21 protein-coding genes are annotated in these 23,772 nt (G+C 43.9%); 9 read left to right on the top strand and 12 right to left on the bottom strand.

From position 1 onward, the window contains the following. Positions 1 to 139 precede the first annotated feature (139 nt). Positions 140 to 862, top strand: coding sequence for a zinc ribbon domain-containing protein (locus H8876_RS09940; RefSeq protein WP_249287620.1), 723 nt, complete (start codon positions 140 to 142; stop codon positions 860 to 862). Between the two features lie 80 nt (positions 863 to 942). Further along, positions 943 to 2,673, top strand: a complete 1,731-nt coding sequence (locus H8876_RS09935) for a hypothetical protein (RefSeq protein WP_249287619.1) — start codon at positions 943 to 945, stop codon at positions 2,671 to 2,673. A gap of 76 nt (positions 2,674 to 2,749) precedes the next feature. On the opposite strand, the gene H8876_RS09930 is transcribed toward H8876_RS09935, so the two are convergent. The 12 genes from H8876_RS09930 to rpmH form a co-directional block, all read right to left on the bottom strand. Next, on the bottom strand, positions 2,750 to 3,283 hold the full coding sequence (locus H8876_RS09930) for a SprT-like domain-containing protein (protein WP_249287618.1): 534 nt from the start codon (positions 3,281 to 3,283) through the stop codon (positions 2,750 to 2,752). A 35-nt stretch (positions 3,284 to 3,318) separates the two neighbouring features. After that, positions 3,319 to 4,329 carry a ParB/RepB/Spo0J family partition protein gene (locus H8876_RS09925; RefSeq protein WP_249287617.1) on the bottom strand — a complete coding sequence of 337 codons (1,011 nt, stop codon included), beginning with the start codon at positions 4,327 to 4,329 and terminating at the stop codon, positions 3,319 to 3,321. Continuing rightward, positions 4,329 to 5,102, bottom strand: a complete 774-nt coding sequence (locus H8876_RS09920) for an AAA family ATPase (protein WP_177265797.1) — start codon at positions 5,100 to 5,102, stop codon at positions 4,329 to 4,331. Before H8876_RS09920 ends, H8876_RS09925 begins: the two co-directional genes overlap by 1 nt. A 186-nt stretch (positions 5,103 to 5,288) precedes the next feature. Next, complete coding sequence (locus H8876_RS09915; protein WP_249287616.1) at positions 5,289 to 6,128, bottom strand: ParB/RepB/Spo0J family partition protein; 840 nt, start codon at positions 6,126 to 6,128, stop codon at positions 5,289 to 5,291. Positions 6,129 to 6,214: 86 nt separating this feature from the next. Then, positions 6,215 to 6,946, bottom strand: coding sequence for a 16S rRNA (guanine(527)-N(7))-methyltransferase RsmG (rsmG, locus tag H8876_RS09910; RefSeq protein WP_249287615.1), 732 nt, complete (start codon positions 6,944 to 6,946; stop codon positions 6,215 to 6,217). 15 nt (positions 6,947 to 6,961) lie between these two features. Beyond that, positions 6,962 to 8,842, bottom strand: coding sequence for a tRNA uridine-5-carboxymethylaminomethyl(34) synthesis enzyme MnmG (gene mnmG, locus H8876_RS09905; protein ID WP_249287614.1), 1,881 nt, complete (start codon positions 8,840 to 8,842; stop codon positions 6,962 to 6,964). Positions 8,843 to 8,869: 27 nt separating this feature from the next. After that, positions 8,870 to 10,243 carry a tRNA uridine-5-carboxymethylaminomethyl(34) synthesis GTPase MnmE gene (mnmE, locus tag H8876_RS09900; RefSeq protein WP_249287613.1) on the bottom strand — a complete coding sequence of 458 codons (1,374 nt, stop codon included), beginning with the start codon at positions 10,241 to 10,243 and terminating at the stop codon, positions 8,870 to 8,872. 65 nt (positions 10,244 to 10,308) lie between these two features. After that, the gene (gene jag, locus H8876_RS09895; protein ID WP_249287612.1) at positions 10,309 to 11,169 is read right to left on the bottom strand and encodes an RNA-binding cell elongation regulator Jag/EloR; all 861 of its coding nucleotides are present in this window, start codon (positions 11,167 to 11,169) and stop codon (positions 10,309 to 10,311) included. Positions 11,170 to 11,199: 30 nt separating this feature from the next. Continuing rightward, a complete protein-coding gene (locus H8876_RS09890) occupies positions 11,200 to 11,925 on the bottom strand; it encodes a YidC/Oxa1 family membrane protein insertase (RefSeq protein ID WP_249287611.1) in 726 nt (241 codons plus the stop codon). Positions 11,926 to 11,939: 14 nt separating this feature from the next. Next, positions 11,940 to 12,149, bottom strand: coding sequence for a membrane protein insertion efficiency factor YidD (yidD, locus tag H8876_RS09885; protein WP_249287610.1), 210 nt, complete (start codon positions 12,147 to 12,149; stop codon positions 11,940 to 11,942). 6 nt (positions 12,150 to 12,155) lie between these two features. Then, entirely contained in the window at positions 12,156 to 12,497 is a 342-nt protein-coding gene (gene rnpA, locus H8876_RS09880; RefSeq protein ID WP_249287609.1) for a ribonuclease P protein component, read from the bottom strand. A 50-nt stretch (positions 12,498 to 12,547) separates the two neighbouring features. Next, complete coding sequence (gene rpmH, locus H8876_RS09875; protein WP_249287608.1) at positions 12,548 to 12,682, bottom strand: 50S ribosomal protein L34; 135 nt, start codon at positions 12,680 to 12,682, stop codon at positions 12,548 to 12,550. A gap of 314 nt (positions 12,683 to 12,996) precedes the next feature. Between rpmH and dnaA the strand changes: the two genes are divergently transcribed. The 7 genes from dnaA (at position 12,997) to H8876_RS09840 (ending at position 23,566) form a co-directional block, all read left to right on the top strand. After that, the gene (dnaA, locus tag H8876_RS09870; protein WP_249287607.1) at positions 12,997 to 14,445 is read left to right on the top strand and encodes a chromosomal replication initiator protein DnaA; all 1,449 of its coding nucleotides are present in this window, start codon (positions 12,997 to 12,999) and stop codon (positions 14,443 to 14,445) included. A gap of 196 nt (positions 14,446 to 14,641) precedes the next feature. Further along, positions 14,642 to 15,757, top strand: a complete 1,116-nt coding sequence (gene dnaN / locus H8876_RS09865; RefSeq protein ID WP_249287606.1) for a DNA polymerase III subunit beta — start codon at positions 14,642 to 14,644, stop codon at positions 15,755 to 15,757. 4 nt (positions 15,758 to 15,761) lie between these two features. Then, entirely contained in the window at positions 15,762 to 16,859 is a 1,098-nt protein-coding gene (recF, locus tag H8876_RS09860; protein ID WP_249287605.1) for a DNA replication/repair protein RecF, read from the top strand. Between the two features lie 170 nt (positions 16,860 to 17,029). Next, complete coding sequence (gene gyrB, locus H8876_RS09855) at positions 17,030 to 18,946, top strand: DNA topoisomerase (ATP-hydrolyzing) subunit B (protein WP_249287604.1); 1,917 nt, start codon at positions 17,030 to 17,032, stop codon at positions 18,944 to 18,946. Positions 18,947 to 18,965: 19 nt separating this feature from the next. Then, a complete protein-coding gene (gyrA, locus tag H8876_RS09850; RefSeq protein ID WP_249287603.1) occupies positions 18,966 to 21,494 on the top strand; it encodes a DNA gyrase subunit A in 2,529 nt (842 codons plus the stop codon). 25 nt (positions 21,495 to 21,519) lie between these two features. Continuing rightward, positions 21,520 to 22,500 carry a tryptophan--tRNA ligase gene (gene trpS / locus H8876_RS09845; protein ID WP_249287602.1) on the top strand — a complete coding sequence of 327 codons (981 nt, stop codon included), beginning with the start codon at positions 21,520 to 21,522 and terminating at the stop codon, positions 22,498 to 22,500. A gap of 76 nt (positions 22,501 to 22,576) precedes the next feature. After that, the gene (locus H8876_RS09840; protein WP_249287601.1) at positions 22,577 to 23,566 is read left to right on the top strand and encodes a 2-hydroxyacid dehydrogenase; all 990 of its coding nucleotides are present in this window, start codon (positions 22,577 to 22,579) and stop codon (positions 23,564 to 23,566) included. Positions 23,567 to 23,772 lie beyond the last annotated feature (206 nt).

Below are 23,772 nucleotides of genomic sequence, written 5' to 3'. Positions count from 1 at the left end.
TCATCAAATCCAGACTCCGAAAATAATGCATAATAGAAATGAGCGTTTTCCTTTTCCGATTTGGAACTGCCAGCTTGGAAAACTCCCTTGTTCTTTTTATCACCATCCAGGATAATTAGAAAAAAAGGAGGACACCATTATGGCAAACGAAACCAGGATTTTTCGCATCCCGCCTAATATGCCCGTGCAGGCTGTAGCATCTCATGTCGATCATTATTTGCGTGCCAACCAGGGACTACAGGTACAGGGGGCTTCCAACGGAGAGGAGTGCGTGCTCCAGTGCCGTCAGGAAAAGGATGGCTGGAAAACGGTATCAGGCATGCGCCTTGCGACGACTGTACAGATCACACGTACAGCGCCGGATAACATAAATGTGACCATCGGCATCAGCGAATGGTCTGATAAGATCGGTGCCGGAGTTGCCGGGATGCTGCTGTTCTGGCCTCTGGCAGTTACTGCCGGGATCGGTGCCTATAAACAGAAGAAACTACCGGAAGAAATCTTTCGCTGTATCGAAAACTATTTGATTTCCAGCACGAGGCCCGGTCAGGCTCCGCAGCAGACATCCTCTGTAAATACTGCGCAGCAGCAGAACGCATCCGGCTTTGCACCGAATCAGCAGGCAGCGCCTCGCCCTCAGACTATGCCTCCGGAAATGATGGATCAACCCATCCCGCAGGAAGCAGCTCAAGCGCAGCCTCCTGCACTGATCTGTCCAAGCTGTCAGACGGTATGTGCGCCGGGAAGCCGCTTCTGCAATCTCTGCGGTGCACCGCTCACCAAACAGACTTGCCCATCCTGCGGAGAAGACATCCCTGCCGGAAGTAAATTCTGCCCGCAATGCGGCAAACCACTGGAGTAAATCAGATCAAGCATTTCCCTCCCGGATCGAATCGTGTATAATAAAGATGATTATACTGATTCGATCCGAGAGGTTTTTTTATGAAATTCTGCGAACTGCTAAATGATATTATTGTAAAATGCTCCTGCACAGCCAGCGACCTTTGCAGTGGCTCTGATATTTCTCCATCCACTCTGCGCCGCTATCGTTCCGGGGAGCGTGTCCCTTCTGCGGATTCTAAAACACTGGCCGCTCTGACTGCTGCCATCGCATCTATCGCTGAAGAAAAAAATATCCCTGGGCTTGACGAAAAAACTGTTATGACACAGATCCTCGCGTGCGACGACATCCTTTCCACGCGGATAGAAGATCTTCTCTATCATTTCGACACCCTGCTCACTCTTCTTTCTGTGAGTACCAGCAGACTAAGTCAGAAAATCAATTACGATGCTTCAACGATCTCACGTTTTCGCAGCGGACAGCGCCAGCCCGCCGAACCTTTAAAATTTGCAAAGGATGTTGCCGATATCATCGCACAGATCTCGGGACAACCGGAAGATCTTGCGGTTCTGGCAAAGCTTTTAGCATGCAGCGAAGAAACCTTGATAAACGAAAAAGATCGTGCCGAGAAAATCAACCACTGGATCCTTTACGGTCCGGCCCGCACCGAAAATACGATCAGTACTTTTCTCTCCAAAATCGATGATTTCGACCTGAACGAATACATCAAAGCGATCCATTTTGACGAGATGAAAGTTCCAACTGTACCGTTTCAGATTCCTTCTTCCAGAACTTGTTTTGGCCTGAAGGAAATGATGGAAGCTGAACTGGATTTTATGAAAGCGACAGTTCTTTCAAAATCCATGGAGCCGGTAACCATGTACAGCGATATGCCTTTAGAGGAAATGGCTAAGGATCCGGAATTTCCGAAAAAATGGATGTTTGGTCTTGCCATGATGTTAAAAAAAGGACTGCACCTGAACATGATCCACAATATCGACCGCCCTTTTGCAGAAATGATGCTGGGTCTTGAGAGCTGGATCCCTATGTATATGACAGGACAGATTTCTCCATATTATTTAAAAGGTGTGCAAAACAATGTTTTTCTTCATTTTTTAAAGGTTTCCGATGCTGCTGCTCTTTCCGGAGAAGCCATCAGCGATCATCAGGCAGACGGGAAATATTATCTTACAAAATCCAGGAAAGAAATTTCCTACTACAAAAAAAGAGCTGAGCAACTCCTGCAAAATGCTCACTCTTTGATGGATATTTATCGAGAGGATAGAACGAATGAATGGAATGCCTTTCTTCTTTCGGATGCTCGTACTTCCGGAAAACGCCGAAATATCCTCTCCTCCCCGCCTCTTTATACCATGGAAGCGGATTTTCTCATAGAATTTTTGGCTGGTCATAATGTGGCTGATCCGGATGCTTCAAGGATCCTCGCCTATCAGAAGGCACAGCGAGGATACATAGAGGAAATATTACAGCGTGAAACCATCACGGAAGAGATTCCTGTCATTGACTCGGAGGAATTCGGGCAGTATCCCGTATCTCTTTCTCTTTCCGGCATGTTTTATGATCAGGATCTGTCCTACAGCTATGACGATTATCTGGCTCATATGGATCATACTCGCGCGTTTGCCGACTCGCATCCAAATTACAAGCTGCTTTCCTCATCCACCCAGGTGTTCCGCAATCTGCAGATCCGGATCCACGAAGATCATAACGTCATGATCTCAAAGGACAAATCCCCTGCGGTACACTTTGTGATCCACCATCCAAAACTGCGCAGCGCCATTGAAAATTTCGTGCCGCCAGTGGTAGAATAAAGCTCTGCTGATCCAGATTGCCGTATATAAAATACAATAGTATTATTTCCAAATATTAGCATTTAACTCATGTCTATTATGAATCAGAAATGCGAAAGACTTCCAGCTTTCCCCCGCACTGACAGCGGTATGCATCGATCTTCTGCATGACGCAGGTGAACCTCTGCCGAGGGTACTGTCTGCCGCATTTTTTGCACTGGATAATGTAACGGATATGCCGGCTCTCTGCCAGTTTTTCTTCTCTGCCCGCCATTCCCATTTCTGCAAAGGAATTGACTCTCTTGATCTGATAACCATATGCCTTGTTCATCTGTCCGGCATAACTTTTCCAAAGCATGCCGTGTTCATAACAATCCCGGCAGGTGTGAAGAACTTCATGAGCCAGAACACCTTTTACGATTTTTTCACTACATCCTGCTTCGTCTAACAGAAATCTGCTCACTTCGATCTCAAATCCGTTCCTGCTTTTTCGGCAGCATCCAAATCTCTTTTTCGGTCTTCCATTTACTATGACGTTCTTTTCAATAGTAGAAGACACGGGAATTTTTAATGCCCGTGCCTCCTGAATCACTTCCTGTAATAAAATATCTAATCGTTCTTTATCTACCATAGCAATCTATCATGTTTCACATGAAACATATTCTCCTAATGAAGTGTTTTCAACAGTTCTATGAGTCTTTCCAGATCATCTTTACTGTAGTACTCGATTTCGATCTTACCTTTTTTACCCTTCTGGTTCAATGTTACTTTCGTACCAAGAGCTTCTTTCAGATCGTTTTCCACACGCTTGACATCAGCATTCTTTTCACGCGGTTTTGCCTTGGCCTTCCCTGTCTTGCTGTCTTTAGCCAGCTTTTCGATTTGTCTTACCGAAAGACCCTCTTTCACTGCTTTTTCTGCCAGTGCGATCTGCTTTTCTTTGTTTCCTGCTGATACGATCGCTCTCGCATGGCCGGCGGAGAGCTGTCCCTCCGATACAAAACTCTGGATAGCTTCCGGAAGTTTCAACAATCTTAGACAGTTGGTGATATACGGGCGACTCTTACCGACACTTTTTGATACCTGATCCTGCGTCAGACCGTAGGTTTCTATCATCTGATTGATACCTTCTGCTTCTTCGATGGGATTCAGGTCTTCGCGCTGCATGTTTTCGATGATTGCCAGCAGCATGTTTTCTTCATCGCTCAATTCCCTTACGATACACGGGATATTTCTTACTCCGGCCTTCCTGGCTGCACGCCAGCGCCGCTCACCTGCAACGATTTCATACCCTGCTCCAACACTGCGCAGCACCACTGGCTGTATCAGACCGTGTTCCTGGATGGAAGCGGCCAGGTCTTCCAGTTTTTCTTCATCAAATACTTTACGCGGCTGGTTTGTATTCGGCTTTATATCATTGATATCGATATAAAGGATACCTCCTGCAGCAGGATCCACATTTTGTACTGATCCACCGGATTCCCCAGCTTTTGCTGCATTTTCGGAACTGTCGGCTGTTCTTTTTGCAGCAGAGCCAGCGGAAGGCTTATTTGCAGCAGTACCGGATTCTTCTACCTTCGGGGTGTCCTCATTGTCATTTTTTAAAATATCAACTTCCATGTCGCCGAAAAGAGCATCAAGTCCCCTTCCCAGTCCTCTGGATTTTTTAGCAGCCATTAAAGTTCCTCCTCGTTTGCCAGGAATTCATCGGCAAACTCCATATATGCGATAGCTCCAGCGGATTTTGGATCATACTGAATAACCGGCATTCCATGACTTGGAGCCTCTGCCAGACGAACATTTCTTGGGATAACAGTCGTATACACCTTTTCACGGAAATATTTCTTTACTTCTTCTACTACCTGTATCGAAAGATTTGTTCTGCCATCGAACATACTAAGGATTACACCTTGTATTTCAAGATCAGGATTTGTATTTTTCTTTACGATATCGATGGTGCTCATGAGCTGGCTCACTCCCTCCAGAGCATAGAATTCACACTGGATCGGAATCAACACGGAGTCAACAGCAGTCAATGAATTGATGGTCAGAAGGCCAAGGGATGGCGGACAATCTACAAATATGTAATCATACTGCGGCTTTAGATGATCGATCGCTTTCTTGAGTCTCTTGTCTCTTCCTGTCAGCTGGATCAGTTCCACCTCGGCACCAGCCAGCTGAACACTTGCCGGCATGATATCCAGGTTCTTGATACCTGTTGCAATGACTGCATCTTCCGGGTGCTGATCATCCTCTACGAGGATCTCATGCGTCGTGACATCCAGATCACGCTTGGAGATTCCGACGCCACTGGTTGTATTCCCCTGCGGGTCGATATCAATAATCAGAATCTTTTTTCCCTTAATGGCCAGACATGCTGCCAGGTTTATATTCGTGGTCGTTTTCCCAACACCACCCTTTTGATTGAAAATAGCTATTGCTTTTCCCACGATTTCCTCCTCATTTATCTTAAAAGCTTTGCAGATTTCTTTTCTGCAGTGATTCTATTATATAACATTACACTTTTTTTTACTACACGTTTTCTTCCATCATCATAAAAAAAACATAATGTTTCACGTGAAACATTATGTTTTTCGGAGGTAATACTATGAATGCACGCGTCATCAGTGCATGGATCACTGACCACTTGCAACCATTATGTCATTTTGCTTTTCCATGGAACATTCCTGCTCTTCCGGTATTTTAGGTATGGTGATTTTGACTACATAGGATTCTCCTGTGTCTTCCTGTCTGAATGTTGCTCCTCTGCTGAGGAGATTCATTTCATTAAAAGTCTTTTTTAAAGTATTGATATACAGCTTGCAACTGATCCTCATTATCTTCTTCTTTTCTCTTTCCAGCTTTTCTCTTCGTACAAGACATTCCTCCACCAGTTTCTCCGTCTGTCTCACATTGAACTGATGCCGGATCACTTTTTCGATCACCTGTCTGCGCATTTCATCATCATCAAGTTTAAGCAAAGCGCGAGCGTGACGTTCCGTCAGACGATGCTCTACCAAGAGGTGTTGAATATCTTCAGGCAGGTTCAGGATACGGATCTTGTTAGAAATAGTAGACTGATTTTTTCCCAGTTTTCGTGCCAGCTCCTGTTGCGGGATACTGTATGTTTCCATCAGAGTCTGATAGGCTTTTGCTTCTTCTATGTATCCCAGGTTTTCACGCTGTATGTTTTCTACCAGCGCGATCATTCCTGCTTCTTCTTCAGATGCTTCTCTCACCAGAGCCGGGACTTTCGTGAGCCCAGCCATCACTGCAGCTCGAAACCGTCTCTCTCCTGCGAGGATCATATAAGATCCATCTTCTTCCCTTCGAAGTATCAGCGGCTGTAAAATACCAAACTGACAGATGGAATCACGCAGTTCCTCCAGCTGCATTTTTTCGAAATGCTTCCTTGGCTGCTGTCGGTTAGCATGGATCTGTTCCACCAAAACTTCTGTGATCTTTCTCCGTAACATATCCCTCACTCCTTCCTTGTTTTCATAGTATCAGCATGTCCCTATAAAAAAAAGGATTTTCATCAAACAAAAAGAGCCGATGTTCGCTATTTGATCGGCTCTTTCGAAGGAGTTCCCGGTTTTCTTGGAAACTTCGACATCACAGGTTTTATTTTTGAAACAAATATCAGCTGATGTCCCAGCTCTGATCCGCTGTTTTCACTGATTCCTACGGATGCAAAATTTTCGCGCCGGCTTATGCTTCCTCCTAGCAGGTCTATGGCGTTTTCTGCTGCAATAAGTTCTTCCTCACAGTCAGGACCTTTGTATGCGATAAAACATCCTCCTACTTTCACAAAGGGCAGACAATACTCCGATAAAGTGCTCATATTGGCTACCGCTCTCGATACACAAAGATCAAAGGTTTCTCTCAAATGCTTTTTTCTTCCAAGCTCCTCTGCCCTGCCGTGGACAGCGTTCACATTCTCTATTCCCAGTTCATCGCAAAGCTTCTGGATGATCCTGATCCTCTTATTCAGTGAATCCATCAGCGTAAACTGTTTTTCCGGAAAAGCGACAGCTAGAGGTATTCCGGGAAATCCTCCTCCTGTTCCTACATCAATGATCGTCTTCGCACGGCGAAATTCCGGGGATCCTGCGCACAGCAATGAATCTATATAATGCTTCTCGATAAACTCGTCTCTATCCTTTATCGCTGTTAAATTAACGTGCTCATTCCACTCCAGGATACCTTCCATATATTCCTGATACTGTCGGTCTTTATTTTCATCATAAGAAAGGTTCAGTATTTCAAATACTTTTTGCAGTTCTTCTATCATGGATCTCTCCCCTTTCTAATGCTTTTGACGGCGCATTTTTTCCAGCCAGATCAGGAGCACATTGATATCCGCCGGAGACACACCGGATATCCGTGATGCCTGCCCTACAGAAACCGGCCTTAATGCATCCAGCTTCTGACGTGCTTCGATCCGCAAACCTTCGATCGAAAAATAATCCAGATCAGACGGCAGTTTTTTATGTTCCAGTTTTTTAAACTTTTCGATCTGCTGCTGTTGTTTGATTATATATCCCTCATACTTGATCTGCACTTCCATCATAGTCTTCTGATGAGCCGAAAGTTTTGGTCTGATATCATCTATGACAGCTGCATCGTCATATGTGATTTCCGGACGCTTTAATAATTCCAACAAAGAGATCCCGCTTTTTACCGGCGTGCTTCCCTTTTCCTCCAGAAATGGGTTTACTACGTCCGGCTGTAAAATCTTTTTCTTCAGGCGGTCTGTTTCCTCTGCCACCACCTCTTTTTTCTTCAATAATCTTTCATATCTGTCTTTTTTTACTAAACCAACGGCATATCCACGCTCCGTCAGACGCATATCTGCGTTGTCCTGCCTCAGAAGCAGCCTATATTCCGCTCTGCTGGTCATAATTCTGTAAGGCTCATTAGTACCTTTTGTTACGAGATCGTCGATGAGAACGCCAATATAAGCCTCGCTTCTATCGAGAATAAATGGCATTTCTTCCTTTATCTTACACACAGCATTGATTCCTGCTATAAGCCCCTGCGCCGCCGCTTCTTCATAACCGGAACTACCGTTAAACTGACCGGCACAAAAAAGATTTTCTATATGACGATTTTCCAGATTCACCTTAAGATCCAGAGGATCGATACAGTCGTACTCGATAGCATATGCCGGCCTGACGATTTCAAGATGCTCCAGTCCTTCAATAGTTTTGTAAAATTCCTCCTGCACATCTTCCGGGAGACTGGATGACATTCCCTGGATGTACATTTCTTCTGTATAAAGTCCCTCCGGCTCAATGAACAGCTGATGGCGTTTTTTATCCGCGAAACGATTGACTTTATCTTCAATGGACGGACAATACCGCGGACCGACACCTTCGATCTGCCCTCCGAATAAAGCCGACCGATGAAAATTCCTGCGGATCACTTCATGGGTCGTTTCATTAGTATAAGTCAGCCAGCACTTTACCTGATTTTTTTGCAGATCATCGTTCATAAAGGAAAACGGCACGACCGTTTCGTCACCATCCTGAGGAATCATTTTTTCATAATCTAAACTTTTAGCCAGTGCTCTCGCAGGAGTTCCCGTCTTGAACCGTCGGATAGGAAGCCCGTATTCCCGCAGTCTCTGTGCCAGTTCATTAGAAGGAGCCAGACCGTTGGGGCCACTTTCAAACACACTTTCTCCAATAAAGATCTTCCCGGCCAGGAATGTTCCTGTTGCTAAAATAACAGCCTTCGAGCGATACATCGCTCCCGTTTTCAAAACAACACCGCAGGCTTTGCCATCTTCTATCATAAGATCGATGACTTCCCCCTGCTTTAGATGAAGATTTTCTTCTGCCTCCAGGGTTTTCTTCATTTCTATATGATATTCATTCTTGTCAGCCTGCGCCCGCAAAGAATGGACCGCAGGTCCCTTTGCAGTATTCAGCATACGACTCTGAATAAACGTTTTATCTATATTGATCCCCATCTCTCCGCCAAGGGCATCTATCTCACGAACCAGATGACCCTTACCTGTCCCTCCGATGGACGGATTGCACGCCATCATAGCAACAGCTTCCAGATTGATCGAAAGCATCAGCGTCTTCATACCCATACGCGCAGCGGCAAGGCCGGCTTCACATCCTGCATGACCGGCTCCGACGACGACTACATCGTAGGTACCCATTAAAAATTTTTCCATAAACTCTATTCCTCAAACAAATATTTTTTATTTTCCCAGACAGAACCTGGCGAAAACTTCATTGATGATATCGTCTGATACTGTCTCACCGATGATTTCTCCCAGCCTCTCATAAGCATTCTTCACATCCACTTCGATAAAATCCAGTGCCTCTCTTCTTTCCGACATATGAAGCGCATCGGTCAAAGACTTCACAGCCTGCTGCAAAAGTTCTATATGGCGCACATTATTTACCATCATGCTTTCTTTCTGGACTATTTCACCGCCATAAACCAGATCTTCCACAGCATCTTCTATCTCCGTTATTCCCTGCCCCTTCAAAAGTGACGCTTCGATCACCTGAGACGCTGGAAGCTTTGCAGAAATCTCTTCTATAGAAATGGCTTCTCCCAGATCCCGCTTATTGATCAGCACAAGACATTTTCTTTCCTTTAGAAATTCCATGATCTGCAGGTCTTCTTCCTCCAGTGACCGGCTACCGTCCAGAAGAAACAGAATAAAATCCGCCTGGTTAAAGGCTTCCTTTGATTTTTCTATTCCCATTTTTTCAACTTTGTCAGATGTTTCCCGGATCCCCGCAGTATCCACCAGATACACCGGAATATTCCGGATACTCAACACTTCTTCGATGGTATCACGTGTCGTACCTGGAATATCCGTCACGATAGCGCGTGTTTCCTTTAAAAGACCATTCATAAGAGACGATTTTCCTACGTTCGGCTTTCCTACGATGGCTATTTTTATTCCTTCTCGTATCATTTTTCCTGTAGATGATGTTTCGAGAAGTTTTTCTATCATATCCTGCGTTTCAACAATACTTTCTTCCAGCTTCTCATAGGTCATTTCTTCAATATCTTCATCAGGATAATCAATGTTCACCGTTATATCCACAAGAAGATCAAGAAGCTTCTGACGTATCTCCTCTACTTTTAATGAAAGTCTTCCCTCCAGCTGAGATACCGCTACATCAAAACTTTTATCCGTCTTCGCACGGATCATATCTATAACAGCTTCCGCCTGAGAAAGATCCAGACGACCATTGAGAAATGCACGTTTCGTAAATTCTCCCGGCTCCGCCAGTCTTGCTCCTTTTCGCAAAACAAGTGCCAGCGTTTTTCTCAGAGAAACCATACTTCCATGGCAGTTGATTTCCACCACATCTTCCGCTGTATAAGTTTTCGGACCTTTCATATAAACAGCCAGTACTTCATCTATTATTTGATTTTTTTCTTTATCTATTATTTTACCGTAGGTCATGCGACGGCTTGTAAAGGTATCCGTATCTCCATGAAATTCAAAGATTTCCTGTAAAATCGGCAGGGCCTCTTCTCCGCTGATACGAATGATCCCTATACCGCCTTCCCCATATGCTGTTGCTACTGCAGCAATTGTATCTTCCATAGGATTTCCCTCTTATATTAGAAATGCCCATACACAAATTGCAGAGTATGGGCATTCTTTCTCGTCTATTTTTTCAGTTCGATGATAACTCTCCGATACGGCTCTTCTCCTTCACTTCTCGTAATGATGTTCGGGTTTTTCTGTAAAGTCGCATGGATGATTTTTCTTTCATACGGATTCATCGGCTCAAGTCTGACGTATTTCTTCGTCTTGACCACCTTGGCAGCCAGGCGATTAGCCAGCTGTTCCAGCGTCTTCTGCCGTTTCGCTCTATAATTTTCCGCATCGATCACAACTTTTATATACTTTTCACTGTCCTTGTTCACTACAAGGCTGGTCAAATACTGGATCGCATCCAGAGTCTGTCCGCGCTTGCCAATGATCGTACCGGAATCTTTGCCGTCCATCTCCAGATAAACGATATCTTCTCCTGCTTTGGCATGGAAGTTCAGGGCAAGGCCCATTTTTTCTGTGATTTCCTTTAGAAACGCCAGAGCTTCGTGATTATCGATATCGTGAAGATCATCTTTATTTACTGGATCGATATCAAGATCCGGTGCAGTAAATTTTTCTTTCTTCTCTCTATTTCCGTTATGATTTCTTTTTTTATTTCTGTTTCCTTTATTGCGAGGTTTTTCTTCTGTTCTCGCTTCCTTCTCCGGGCCGCCCGAAACCGGGTTTTCCGCCTTTTCGGATTTCTTCTGTTCCAGCTTTTCTTTTTTCACAGGTTCCGCTGGTTTTTCTTCGACAGCCGGCTTTTTCTTTTCTACTCTTACTTTTGCCAGTTTCGAACCAATGCCAAAAAATCCTTTTGAAGGTTCTTCCAGAACAGTCACCTCAACTTCATCTCTGGAGAGTTTAAGGTCTATAAGCGCCAGTTTGACAGCTTCCTCAACATCAACGCCCCATTTTTCTGAGTAATCCATTTCCGTTTCCTCCAAAATCTGCATTGAGATTTATTTTTTCTTTGCTTTTTCCATTAATCTTTTTTCTTCTGCTTCCCGTTTCATCTTCTTGCGAACAGAATTCAGATGAATATTAAATCCGATCTGCATGATCTGGCTCACTGCCCAGTACAAAGCAAGTCCTGACGGAAACGATCTAGCCATCCACAGAATCATGACCGGGAAAATGTATTTCATCATTTTCATGCTTCCAGCCATCTGGTTATTGGCATCCGTTCCGCTTGATAAAGCCTGCGTCATAGAAAACGAAATAAATGTTGCAACACCTGCTATGATTGGCAGGATCCATCTATCAGGCTGACTCAGGTCTGCGATCCATGCAAAGGATTCATGGAAAGCAAAAATCATGCTGTCGTCTGTGATGTACTGCATCGGATTTCGCAGTAAAGCAAAAAGCCCCATGATGATCGGCATCTGGATCAGCATCGGCAGACATCCGCCCATCGGGTTGAATTTTTCTTCCTTGTACAATTCTGCCATCTTGATATTGAGTGTTTCTTTATCATTGGCATACTTGTTCTGCAGTGCCTGCATCTTAGGCTGTACCTCTGCCATTCTTGCAGTCGATTTCGTCTGCTTTATGTACAGAGGATAGAGACAAAGCTTTACGATCAAAGTAAATATAATGATCGTCAACCCGTAGTTCTGAACGAATCCGTACAGCAGGTTAAGCAGCATCCCTAAAGGTTTCGCTATAACACCTAAAATTGTATACATTAATTGATTCCCTCCTATTTTAAAGGATCATACCCCCCGGGATTAAAAGGATGGCATTTGAGTAATCTTCGAATACCGAGATAACTTCCTTTAAAAAATCCATACTTTTCTAACGCTTGAATAAAATAAGTGGAACAAGTAGGATAAAATCTGCATGTTTTCGGAAAGAGCGGAGAAACGAAAATCTGATACCCTCTTATGAGCAGGATCATGATTTTTTTCATAACGAATCACCTCTTTTGAAACATTTTCGCTTTATGCAAAGCACGCTTCATGGATTTTCCAACGTCAAACGCCTTCTGGCCGTTGATCGTGCTGCGGGCGATAAAAATCATGTCGTAACCTTCTTTTATTTCACCCTTCCAAATACGGTAGTTTTCCTTCATGAGCCGTCTGGCTCTGTTTCTCTCTACACTGTTTCCTACTTTTTTGCTTGCTAAAAATGCCGTTCTGTTGTAAGAAAGATCGTTCTTTCTGTAAAAAAATACAATATATCGTTCCCCTATCGATCTGCCTTTCCGGTAAATCGCGGTAAAATCATCTTTTCTTCTCAGTACTTCCTTTTTTAGCATAATCTCCCTAAATTATCCGTCTTGAAACAAAAAGACCACAGGTGCGGTCTCTATGCGGATAAAACTTTTCTACCTCTTTGTCTTCTTCTCTTTAAAACATTTCTGCCATTCTTTGTTCTCATTCTCTTGCGGAATCCATGTTCCTTCTTTCTCTGTCTTGTTTTCGGCTGATATGTCATTTTCATAGACCGGTTCCTCCTTTTCTAAATTTAAGTGAACTCGTGCAACTCTGAATTTCAACTTGCACATATGCTTATCTATTATACCGTTGAAAAAAGGACATGTCAAACCTTTTTCCTTAGAAACACTGTGAAATCGAAGTAAAAACCCTTACAGAAGGTGTTTATGGACATACCTGTGAAAACTTTGCACAATTTTATCCACAACCGGTGGATAACTCACCCCTTTTTATATTTTTTCAACATTTAAAAATTACCTATTGCCTGTGGATAACTTTGTTTGTTATGATATAATCACTTTGTAGGAAAAGGTGTATGCAATGCGAAAAAAAATCGAAGAAAAAAAATGGAGAGATATTCTCTCTGATATCAGTGAAAATGTTACGGAGGTCAGCTATCGTTCCTGGTTTGCTCCTCTCGTTCCAATGGAAATCGACGAAGATGCAGCCGTTATCTACTTCGCCACATCAAAAAAGCAGATCATGGAAGTACTGGAGATGCGCTATATTCCAGTATTTGAACGTGCTGTAGAATCCGTTTATCACAAAAAATATAAAGTCGTTGTAAAAAACAAAACAGAATCTGAGATCCAGCAGCAGCTGAACATGGGGACCACTCAGATCCCTTCCGGAAACAACCCTGCTTCCGCGCATACTTCCGGAAAACCTCCGATCAGTACGCCGAAGCCGAAGGCTCCGCCTTTGCAGGAAGAGAATGAACTGAAAGAAGAATATTTTTTAAATCCACAGTATAATTTTGACAATTTCATCGTAGGAGAAAATAATAAATACGCGCATGCTGTAGCCTACGCTGTAGCCGAATCACCTGCTTCCACCTACAATCCTCTTTTTATTTACGGTGGATCAGGACTTGGAAAAACACATTTGATGCACGCCATAGGTCACTACATACTGGAACACAATCCGAATATGAACGTTCTTTATGTTTCCTCGGAAATGTTCACATCAGAACTGATCAAAGCACTTCAGGATCCAAAGAATTCCTCCGGTATGATGACCCGCTTTAAAAACAAATACCGCAGTGCCGATGTTCTTTTGATTGACGATATTCAATTTCTGGAAGGAAAAGAATCCACACAGACTGAATTTTTCCATACATTTAATGAACTGCACGATTCAGGAAAGCAGATCGTCATCTCCAGCGACCGTCATCCCAGCAAGCTGCGTGAACTGGACGACCGGCTGCGCTCTCGTTTCCAGTGGAACATCGTAGCGGATATCAAACCGCCTGACTATGAAACACGAGTAGCGATCCTTCGAAAAAAAGCCGAGCTGGAAAATGTGGAAATAGACAATGATTTTTTGGATGTCATCGACCTGATCGCAGAAAAAGTAAAGTTCAATATCCGTGAACTGGAGAGTGCTCTCAGCAGGATCATCAGTTATTCCACCCTTTTTCACGAACATATCGATGTGAAGTACGCACGAAAAAATCTCAACGATATCTTCTCAACGAGGGACTTTAATATAAACTGCGAAACCATAAAAAAAGCAGTCTGTAAGAAATACGGGATCAAGCTTGCCGATATTGAATCTTCCAAGCGGAAGCGTGAATTTTCACATCCACGGCAGATTGCTATGTATCTTTGCAGAGAAATGACCGACAGTTCCCTTCCGAAGATAGGAGAATACTTCGGCGGACGTGATCATACCACTGTGCTTCACGCTTACGATAAAATAGCATCGGAAATCAAGAATAACGAAATTTTAGCCGACGAGATTCACCAGCTGAAGGAAGACATCGAATAACTCTTTTATCCACACTCGCTGTTTCTAAAAAAAACAAACTTTCAACAGCTTTCTAAGAACAAAAAAACGAGTGTTCGCAGAGATCAGGAGAGTTATCCACAATTTCCACAGCCCCTACTACTATTACTACTATAAATTTATATAAATATAATAAGGCTTCGCCGGCTCCCTTTGCCCCGGCAGTCTGGAGGAAATTATGAAAATCACATGTAACCAACAAATCTTATCTAAAACATTGAACACAGTTTCAAAAGCCGTTTCCACAAGAACAACTCTCCCTGTCCTGAAAGGGATCCTTCTGGAAGCAAAAGAAGATGGTACCCTTACTCTGACTGCATCTGATCTTGAGATAAGCATCCAGAAAACCATCTCTGTCAATGTAGAAGAACCGGGTTCTGCTGTTGTTGTTTCAAAATTATTCGGAGATATCATCCGAAAACTTCCAAATGAAGAAATTCTACTGGAACAGGCAGAAGACGGCAGCATTCTGATCCGCACCCATTCATCTGAATTCACGGTAGTAAGCCTGCCGGTAGATGAATTTCCGAAAATAGGAGATCAGGAAGAAGAAAGAGAGCATCTGATATTCGATGCTGAAATTTTCAAAGATATGGTGAAGCAGACATCCTTTGCAGCCAGCGTCGATGAATCAAAAGGAGTACTCGTAGGTGTTCTTACTGAAATACATCCGCAAAGCGTTTCTATGGTGGCACTGGATGGATACCGGCTGGCTGTTTCTACAGAGAAGATGAACAGTGGACAGGAAAATCACTTTATCATTTCTGCAAAAATAATAAATGAGATAAGCAAGATCATTGCAGAAGACGGCGATGCGGAAGAAGTGGAAATTTACCTTGGAAAAAAGAAAGCTACATTCCGGATCGATACGACGGAGATCGTGCTGCGCCTCATGGAAGGAGAATACATCAAGTATAGAGATATCATGCCGACTCAGAGTACGACGGATATCGTCATCGGAAGAGCGATTTTACAGGAGAGCATCGAGCGTGCTTCCCTTCTGGCAAGAGAAGGAAAGAATAATCTGATAAAAATGACCATAAAGAATAATCTTCTTACTATCACTTCACGGTCGGAAGAAGGTAACGTAAAAGAAGAAATCATCATGGAAAAAGAAGGAGAAGATCTGGAAATAGGATTTAATTCAAAATTTGTGATCGATGTATTGAAAGTGATAGATGATGATGAGATATCCATGCATTTCCTGACAGGAACATCTCCATGCATGGTAAAACCGGTCAGCGGCGATGCATATGAATACCTGATCCTGCCGGTACGGATCCCGACTATGTAAGATCATGTATATCAAAGAGATAACACTAAAAGATTTTCGTAATTATAAAGACCTTCATACTTCCTTTCATCCAAGGGTTAATATTTTCCTGGGAAAAAATGCACAGGGAAAAACCAACCTGCTGGAAGGGATCTATTTGAATGCTATGGCAAGATCTTTTAAAACCACGCGAGATAAGGATCTCATACGCTTTGGCGAGGAATTTTGCAGGATCCATACAGTATCGAAAGCTTTCGATGAAGAAATGGAAACGGAGATCCTGATAACAAAAGAAGGAAAAAAGATCATCAAAATAGACGGAGTAAAGGCTTCAAAGACTTCTCAGCTCCTGGAAAGGATATACATCGTTATTTTTTCACCTGAAGATCTGAAAATCGTAAAGGATGAACCTGAAAAAAGAAGAAGATTCATCGACCGGGAGCTTTGTCAGATAAAGCCGGGATATTACAGCGATCTGAGCAGCTATAAAAAAGTGCTGAAACAGCGGAATATGTATTTAAAAGAACGGGAAATAGATACATCGGTACTGGATATATGGGATTATGAACTGGCAAGATACGGCAGCAGGATCATTAGACGACGGGAAGAATTTATCAAGAAGATCAGCGAGATAAGCAGCGATATCCACCAGCGGATCTCCGGTGGACTGGAAAATATTATAATCCATTATGAGGCTAATGTTCCCTATTCGGGTTGGGAGACGACGGAATTAGAATTTTATAAGATCCTGGAAAATTCCAGAGAAGACGATATCCGAAATAGAACGACAGGTCACGGACCTCACAAAGATGATTTAAAAATAGAGGCTGACGGTATAGATCTGAGAAAATTTGGGTCCCAGGGACAGCAGAGGACAGCTGCTCTTTCTTTAAAACTTTCGGAAATAAGGCTGATAGAAGCAGAGACAGGAGAGAAACCGATCCTTCTTTTAGACGATGTATTATCAGAACTGGATAATGAGAGACAGAGTTATCTGATCAGTTCCCTTGGAGAAAATCAAATGTTTATTACGACAGCCGATATTTCAGGGAAAGTGATCCGATCTATGCCGGAGGGAAAGGTATTTAAAATAGAAAAAGGAACTGTAGAAATAGAAATATAAAGTGAGGTTAAGTATATATAGCAGAAAAATTCTGCTTTTTGATGTAAAAATCGTCGATTTCGGCGATTTTTTAATAAGAAATGGGACTTCGAGTCCAAAATGTATAAAAACTTGTGTAAATGAAAAAATCGTGCTACAATAAAGGTTGCTAATGAAAGGAGAATTGGAGAATGGCGAAAGACGAAAAGCTCCAGCAGTATGGCGCGGAGCAGATACAGGTATTAGAAGGTCTTGAAGCTGTAAGAAAAAGACCCGGTATGTACATCGGAAGTACAGGTTCCAGGGGTCTTCACCATCTGGTGTATGAAGTGGTAGACAACAGTATCGACGAAGCTCTTGCTGGATTTTGCAGCACGATCCATGTAACGATACACAAAGATAATTCCATCACTGTAGAAGATGACGGAAGAGGTATGCCGGTAGATAAACATCCGAAGCTGGGCATACCGGCAGTAGAGGTGATCCATACCGTTTTGCATGCCGGAGGTAAATTCGGTGGCGGAGGATATAAAGTATCCGGAGGACTTCACGGGGTAGGTGCATCGGTCGTAAATGCCCTTTCCACTCACATGGAGGTTGAAGTAAAAAGAAACGGTAAAATATATAAACAGGAATACGAAAAAGGGAAGACCGTTACTCCGCTGACGGAGATAGGGACTTCGAAACATACGGGATCTAAGAGCACGTTCTGGCCTGATCCTGAAATTTTTGATGAAACGGAATATGATTTTGAGACACTGGAACGTCGTCTGCGTGAAATGGCATTCCTTAACAAAGGAATCAGGATCACACTGACAGACGAACGGGAAGGAAAAGAAAAAAACGAAGAATTCCATTACGAAGGAGGTCTTCGTGAATTTGTACTGCACCTGAATAAAAATAAAGAAGCACTTCACGATAATGTGATTTATTTTGAAGTGATGGATAAGGACAAGGAAGTTGAAGTAGCGATGCAGTATACGGATCGCTACAATGAAATGCTTCTCTCTTATGCAAACAATATCAACACGACAGAAGGGGGTTTCCACATGGTGGGATTCAAAACAGCTCTGACTCGTGTATTCAATGACTATGCTAAGAGAAATAAATTCCTCAAAGGAGATGACAGTTTGTCAGGTGAGGATATTCGTGAAGGACTGACAGCTATCGTTTCTGTCAAGCTGACAGAGCCGCAGTTTGAGGGACAGACAAAGACAAAGCTTGGAAACAGTGAAATGAGAGGCTTTGTTGAAAGTGCCACATCTGAAAATGTACTGGCATTCCTGGAGGAAAATCCGACGCAGGCCAAGATCATTTTAGACAAGTGCATGCGTGCGGCAAGAGCCAGAGAAGCAGCCAGAAAAGCCAGAGAACTGACGAGAAGAAAGAGCGTTTTAGATGGTGTTTCCATGCCTGGTAAACTGGCAGACTGCTCGGAAAAAGATCCGAGTCTTTCGGAAATATTCCTGGTCGAAGGTGACTCCGCCGGAGGCAGCGCCAAGCAGGGTCGTGACCGTTTGCGTCAGGCAGTCCTTCCGCTTAGAGGAAAGATCCTGAACGTTGAAAAAGCAAGGCTCGATCGTATCTTAAATTCGGATGAGATAAAGAATATGATAACAGCATTCGGCTGCAATATAGGAGCTGACTTTGACGAGTCCAAGCTGCGGTATCACAAGATCATTATCATGACCGATGCCGATGTGGACGGGGCACATATCCGGACACTTCTGCTGACATTCTTCTATCGCTATATGACACCGCTCATTGAGAAGGGGTATGTTTATGCTGCACAGCCGCCGCTTTTCCAGGTAAAGAAAGGCAAGGAAGTGTACTATACGTATTCTGATAAAGAGCAGGAAAAGCTGATGAAGGAACTGGCGGACAAGCCTGGTAAAGCTGATATACAGCGGTATAAAGGTCTGGGTGAAATGGACTTCCATCAGCTGTGGGAGACAACTATGGATTATAACAGCAGAACGCTGGTACAGATCACATTGGATGATGCGACAGCAGCCGATGAGATCTTTACGACACTGATGGGAGACAAGGTGCAGCCGAGAAGAAAATTCATTGAAGAAAACGCTGCGCTGGCAACACTGGATGTATAGATGGGAGGAGTTTGAATAGATGAGTAACCTGATTGAAGATCAGAAAATGATACAGCATGAGATCCATGACGAAATGAAGAACTCCTACATCGATTACGCCATGAGTGTAATCGTCGGAAGAGCGCTTCCTGACGTTCGGGACGGACTCAAGCCGGTACACAGAAGAATCCTTTACGGAATGAGCGGTCTCGGCGTTACGCCGGACAAGCCGTTCAAGAAATCGGCGCGTATCGTCGGTGAAGTAATGGGTAAATATCACCCTCATGGTGACAGCTCCATTTACGATGCCATGGTACGTCTGGCACAGGATTTCTCAACGCGTTACATGCTGGTAGACGGTCACGGAAACTTTGGTTCAGTGGACGGCGACGGCGCTGCTGCAATGCGTTATACAGAAGCGAGAATGTCTCCGTTCTCACTGGAGATGATCCGCGATATAGATAAAGATACCGTAGATTTTATGCCGAACTTCGATGAAGAAGAAAAGGAACCCGTCGTTCTTCCGGCAAGGTTCCCTAATCTTTTAGTAAACGGCAGTAACGGTATTGCAGTCGGAATGGCTACATCCATTCCGCCGCACAACTTAGGGGAAGTCATCGATGCTACAGTCAAGATGATAGATGATGAAAACTGCACGGTAGATGACCTGATCGATATCGTTCAGGGACCGGACTTCCCTACCGGTGCACAGATCCTTGGCAAAAAGGGAGCGAGAGAAGCTTACCGCACAGGTCAGGGCAAGGTTTTAGTGCGTGCAGTCGCTAACATTGAAGAAACAGAACGTGGCAAATCTCAGATCATTATCACTGAGATCCCATTCCAGGTCAACAAGGCCAGACTCCTGGAAAAGATCGGCGAGCTGGTCAAGGACAAGAGAATAGAAGGCATCAGTGCTATTCGTGATGAATCCAACCGTAACGGCATGCGTATCGTCATCGAGCTGAAACGTGACGCCAACCCTCGGATCACGCTGAATCGCCTTTACAAGCATACACAGCTGCAGGAAAATTACAGCATGATCATGATCGCGCTTGTAGACGGGCAGCCTAGACTCCTGAATCTCTATCAGATCCTTGAAGAATATCTGAAACATCAGAAGGAAGTCGTTACAAGAAGAACGATTTTCGATCTGAAAAAGGCAGAAGCAAGAGCCCATATTTTAGAGGGATTGCGGATCGCTCTGGATAACATCGACGAGATCATCAAGATCATCCGTTCCAGCTATAATGATGCAAAGGGAAAGCTGATGGATCGCTTCGGTCTTTCGGAGATACAGGCACAGGCTATTTTAGATATGCGTCTTGCCAGACTGCAGGGTTTGGAACGCGAAAAAATAGAAAGTGAATATGAAGAACTTTGCAAGAGGATCGCTTACTATAAGGAACTGCTGGCTGATGAAAAGAAGCTTATGGGAGTTGTAAAGGACGAGCTTCTGGAAATCAAGGAAAAATGGGGCGACGAAAGAAGAACCAAGATCACGGCAGCAGCAGATGAGATGGATGACGAAGACCTGATCGAAGAAAAACAGGTTGCCATCACCCTCACCCATCTGGGTTATCTGAAGCGTGTCTCTGCTGATACGTATAAGACACAGAAGCGTGGTGGAAAGGGAATCACAGGATTGACGACGCGTGAAAACGACTTTGTGACCAACCTGATCATGACATCTACCCACGACAATCTGATGTTCTTTACTAATACAGGAAAAGCACATAAGATAAAAGCTTATGAAATCCCGGAAGCGACCAGAACAGCCAAGGGAACTCCTGCTATCAACTTCCTGAACCTGATGCAGCGTGAGAGGATAACAACCGTTATTCCGTTCAAGGATTTCCGGGATGATAAATATCTGATTGCAGTGACGAAAAACGGTACTATCAAGAAAACGGCTATGTCCCAGTTTGATACAAATAGAAAGACCGGTCTGATCGCTATCAACTTAAAGGACGGAGACGAACTGGTTGCTATCAAACAGACGACCGGAAACGATAAAGTCATCATCATCACTAAGAATGGCAAGTGTATCAGCTTCTCCGAAGACGATGTACGTCCGATGGGAAGGATCGCCGGAGGCGTGAGAGCCATTAAACTGGAGGATGACGATGAAGTAGTATCAATGGAACTGGTACAGCCGGATGAAGAATTGCTGGTAGTAACTACAAATGGTTACGGCAAGCGGACTCCGGTCAAGGAATACAAGGTACAGGCAAGAGGCGGCAAAGGACTTCTTACTTACGACAAGAGCAAGTTCAAGAAGACAGGTCCTCTTGTAGGAGCTATCGTTGTCGATGATGATGATGAAGTTCTGCTGATCAATTCAGAAGGCACTATCATCCGCATCAAAGCAAGCGAAGTTTCCAAGCTGGGAAGAGCGACCCAGGGAGTAAAGATCATGCGGACTGATGAAGATACCAACATCATTTCTATCGCTAAAGTGATCAACGAAGAGGAACATGCAGAAGATGCGAAAAAAGCCTTAGAAAAAAATGCAAAAGAAAAAGCAAAAAAAGAAGATGATGGATCCGAACAGACGACTTTGGATCTCTAAAAAATAACAAAAAGAGGAAGAAAGCATGAAACGAGTTTTTTCGGGCGTACAGCCTACAGGCAACATCCATATAGGAAATTATTTGGGAGCACTCAGACAGTTCGTAGAACTGCAGGAAGAAAATGAATGTATCTACTGCATCGTAGATCTCCATTCCATCACGGTACCGCAGGATCCTAAAGAACTGCGCAAGCATATTCTAGATGTGGCGGCTCTTTATCTGGCTATAGGTATCGATCCTAAGAAATCTATCGTGTTCGTGCAGTCGGATGTAAGCGGCCATGCGGAACTTTCCTGGATCCTTACATGTAATTCTTATACTGGAGAACTTTCCAGAATGACGCAGTTTAAGGATAAGAGCAAGGGTAAGGAATCTGCACCGACAGGATTATTCACTTATCCGATCCTTATGGCAGCAGATATTCTGCTCTACGATACAGATATCGTTCCGGTAGGAAATGATCAGAAGCAGCATATTGAGATCTGTCGTGATATAGCAATGCGTGTCAATAATAAGTACAAGGATACCTTTGTGATCCCGGATGGAAGGTTTTTAAAATCGGGAGCACGCATCATGTCGCTTGATGATCCAACCTCCAAGATGAGCAAGAGTGCAGAAAATATCCACAGCCGTATTTCCCTGCTGGATGAGGATAGCAAGATCAAGAAATCCATCATGCGTGCGACTACGGACTCTGACGGCGAGATTCGCTTCGATCCGGAAAACAAGCCGGGCGTCAGCAACCTGCTGAGCATTTACAGTGCATTCTCCGGTGAATCCATCGATGATATCGTAGCGAAATACGCTGACTGCGGTTATGGAGATTTCAAAAAAGATCTTGTTGGAATCACACAGGAAGCTGTTGCTCCCATCAAACAGAATTTCAATGAGATCCGTGAATCGGACGAACTGAAAGCCATTCTGCGTGACGGCGCAGAAAAGGCGAATACTATAGCAGAAAAGACCATGAAGAGAGTAAAGGATCATTTCGGACTGGGTTTTTAGGACAAATTTAGAATATAAGCGGCATTTAAATTCCGGATGGGTTTCAGATGTCGCTTTTGAAATAGTAGGAGATACTATGAAAAAATTGCTGGTAATTGGCAGAGAAGGAAGACTTATAAAATATGCTCCGGAGCCGGATAAGCTCAAAGAGTATGATATTGTCTATGCTCCGGTGGGAGCACGGGATGAGGAACTTCTCACAAAAGGCAAGGACGCTGACTTTGTTCTGGTGGATGCTATCGGGAGCATATCGGGAAACGTGATCCAGCAAATGACAAATTTGAAGCTGATCCACTCAGAAGGTGTCGGGTATCAAGGTGTGGATCTCGATGCTGCAAAGGAATGCGATGTTTACGTATGTAACTGTAAAGGAATGAACGCTTCCGCTGTGGCGGAGCATGCGGTGCTCCTGATGCTGGGAGTGCTGCGGGACGTCTGCGGCGGAGACCGGAGCGTCCGGACGGGAAGACAGATCGAAACTAAGGAAAAATATATGATCGAGGGAAGTCTCACAGAGCTTTCTGAATGTACAGTCGGTCTGGTTGGTTTCGGAGATATTGCAAAGGCGACCGCAAAGCTTTTGCAGGCATTCGGTGCAAAGGTGGTCTATACGAAGAAGTCCCCTGCTCCGCCGGATGTAGAAACACGTTATGGAGTATCGTTTTTGCCGCAGGATGAACTTTTAGCAGTCAGCGATATCGTCAGTCTGCACGCACCCGTCAACGATGAAACTCGCTATATGGTGGACGCTTCGTTTTTGGAAAAGATGAAAGATACGGCGTATCTCATCAATACTTCCCGTGGAGAACTGGTGGACAGCAAAGCGCTAGTTGCTGCTCTGGAATCAGGGAGCATCGCAGGCGCCGGGCTGGATACCATCGACGGCGAGCCGGTCAAATCCGACAATCCCCTTCTGCAGACTTCAGAAGAAGCAGGCAGAAAGCTGCTTCTCAGCTGCCACATCGGCGGCATCACCCGCGCCTCCTTCAGCCGCGGATACGCTATGATCCTGGAAGCTATAGAAAAAGTCAGCCGCGGCGAAATACCGGATAATATTGTGGGGTAAAGATGTCATTTGTTATCTGCATTAAAGTGTAATCAGCATATATTGCAAAATCTTCGTTTACACGGAAAAATATGAAGAATCGGGAGTTTTCAGAGATTTCGGGGCGACAGCAATTTGCAAAATCTTTATTTGACAGATTTTCTGACTAAAAACGAGAATCTCACCGAATCATATGAAGCAATTCAAGATTCATTTCCTTATATGCT

Origin of the sequence: Lentihominibacter faecis, assembly GCF_014306095.1 — a bacterium.
GTDB lineage: Bacteria > Bacillota > Clostridia > Peptostreptococcales > Anaerovoracaceae > Lentihominibacter > Lentihominibacter faecis.
Note: the sequence above shows the minus strand (reverse complement) of the source record. Positions and strands in the feature narration are given on the sequence as shown.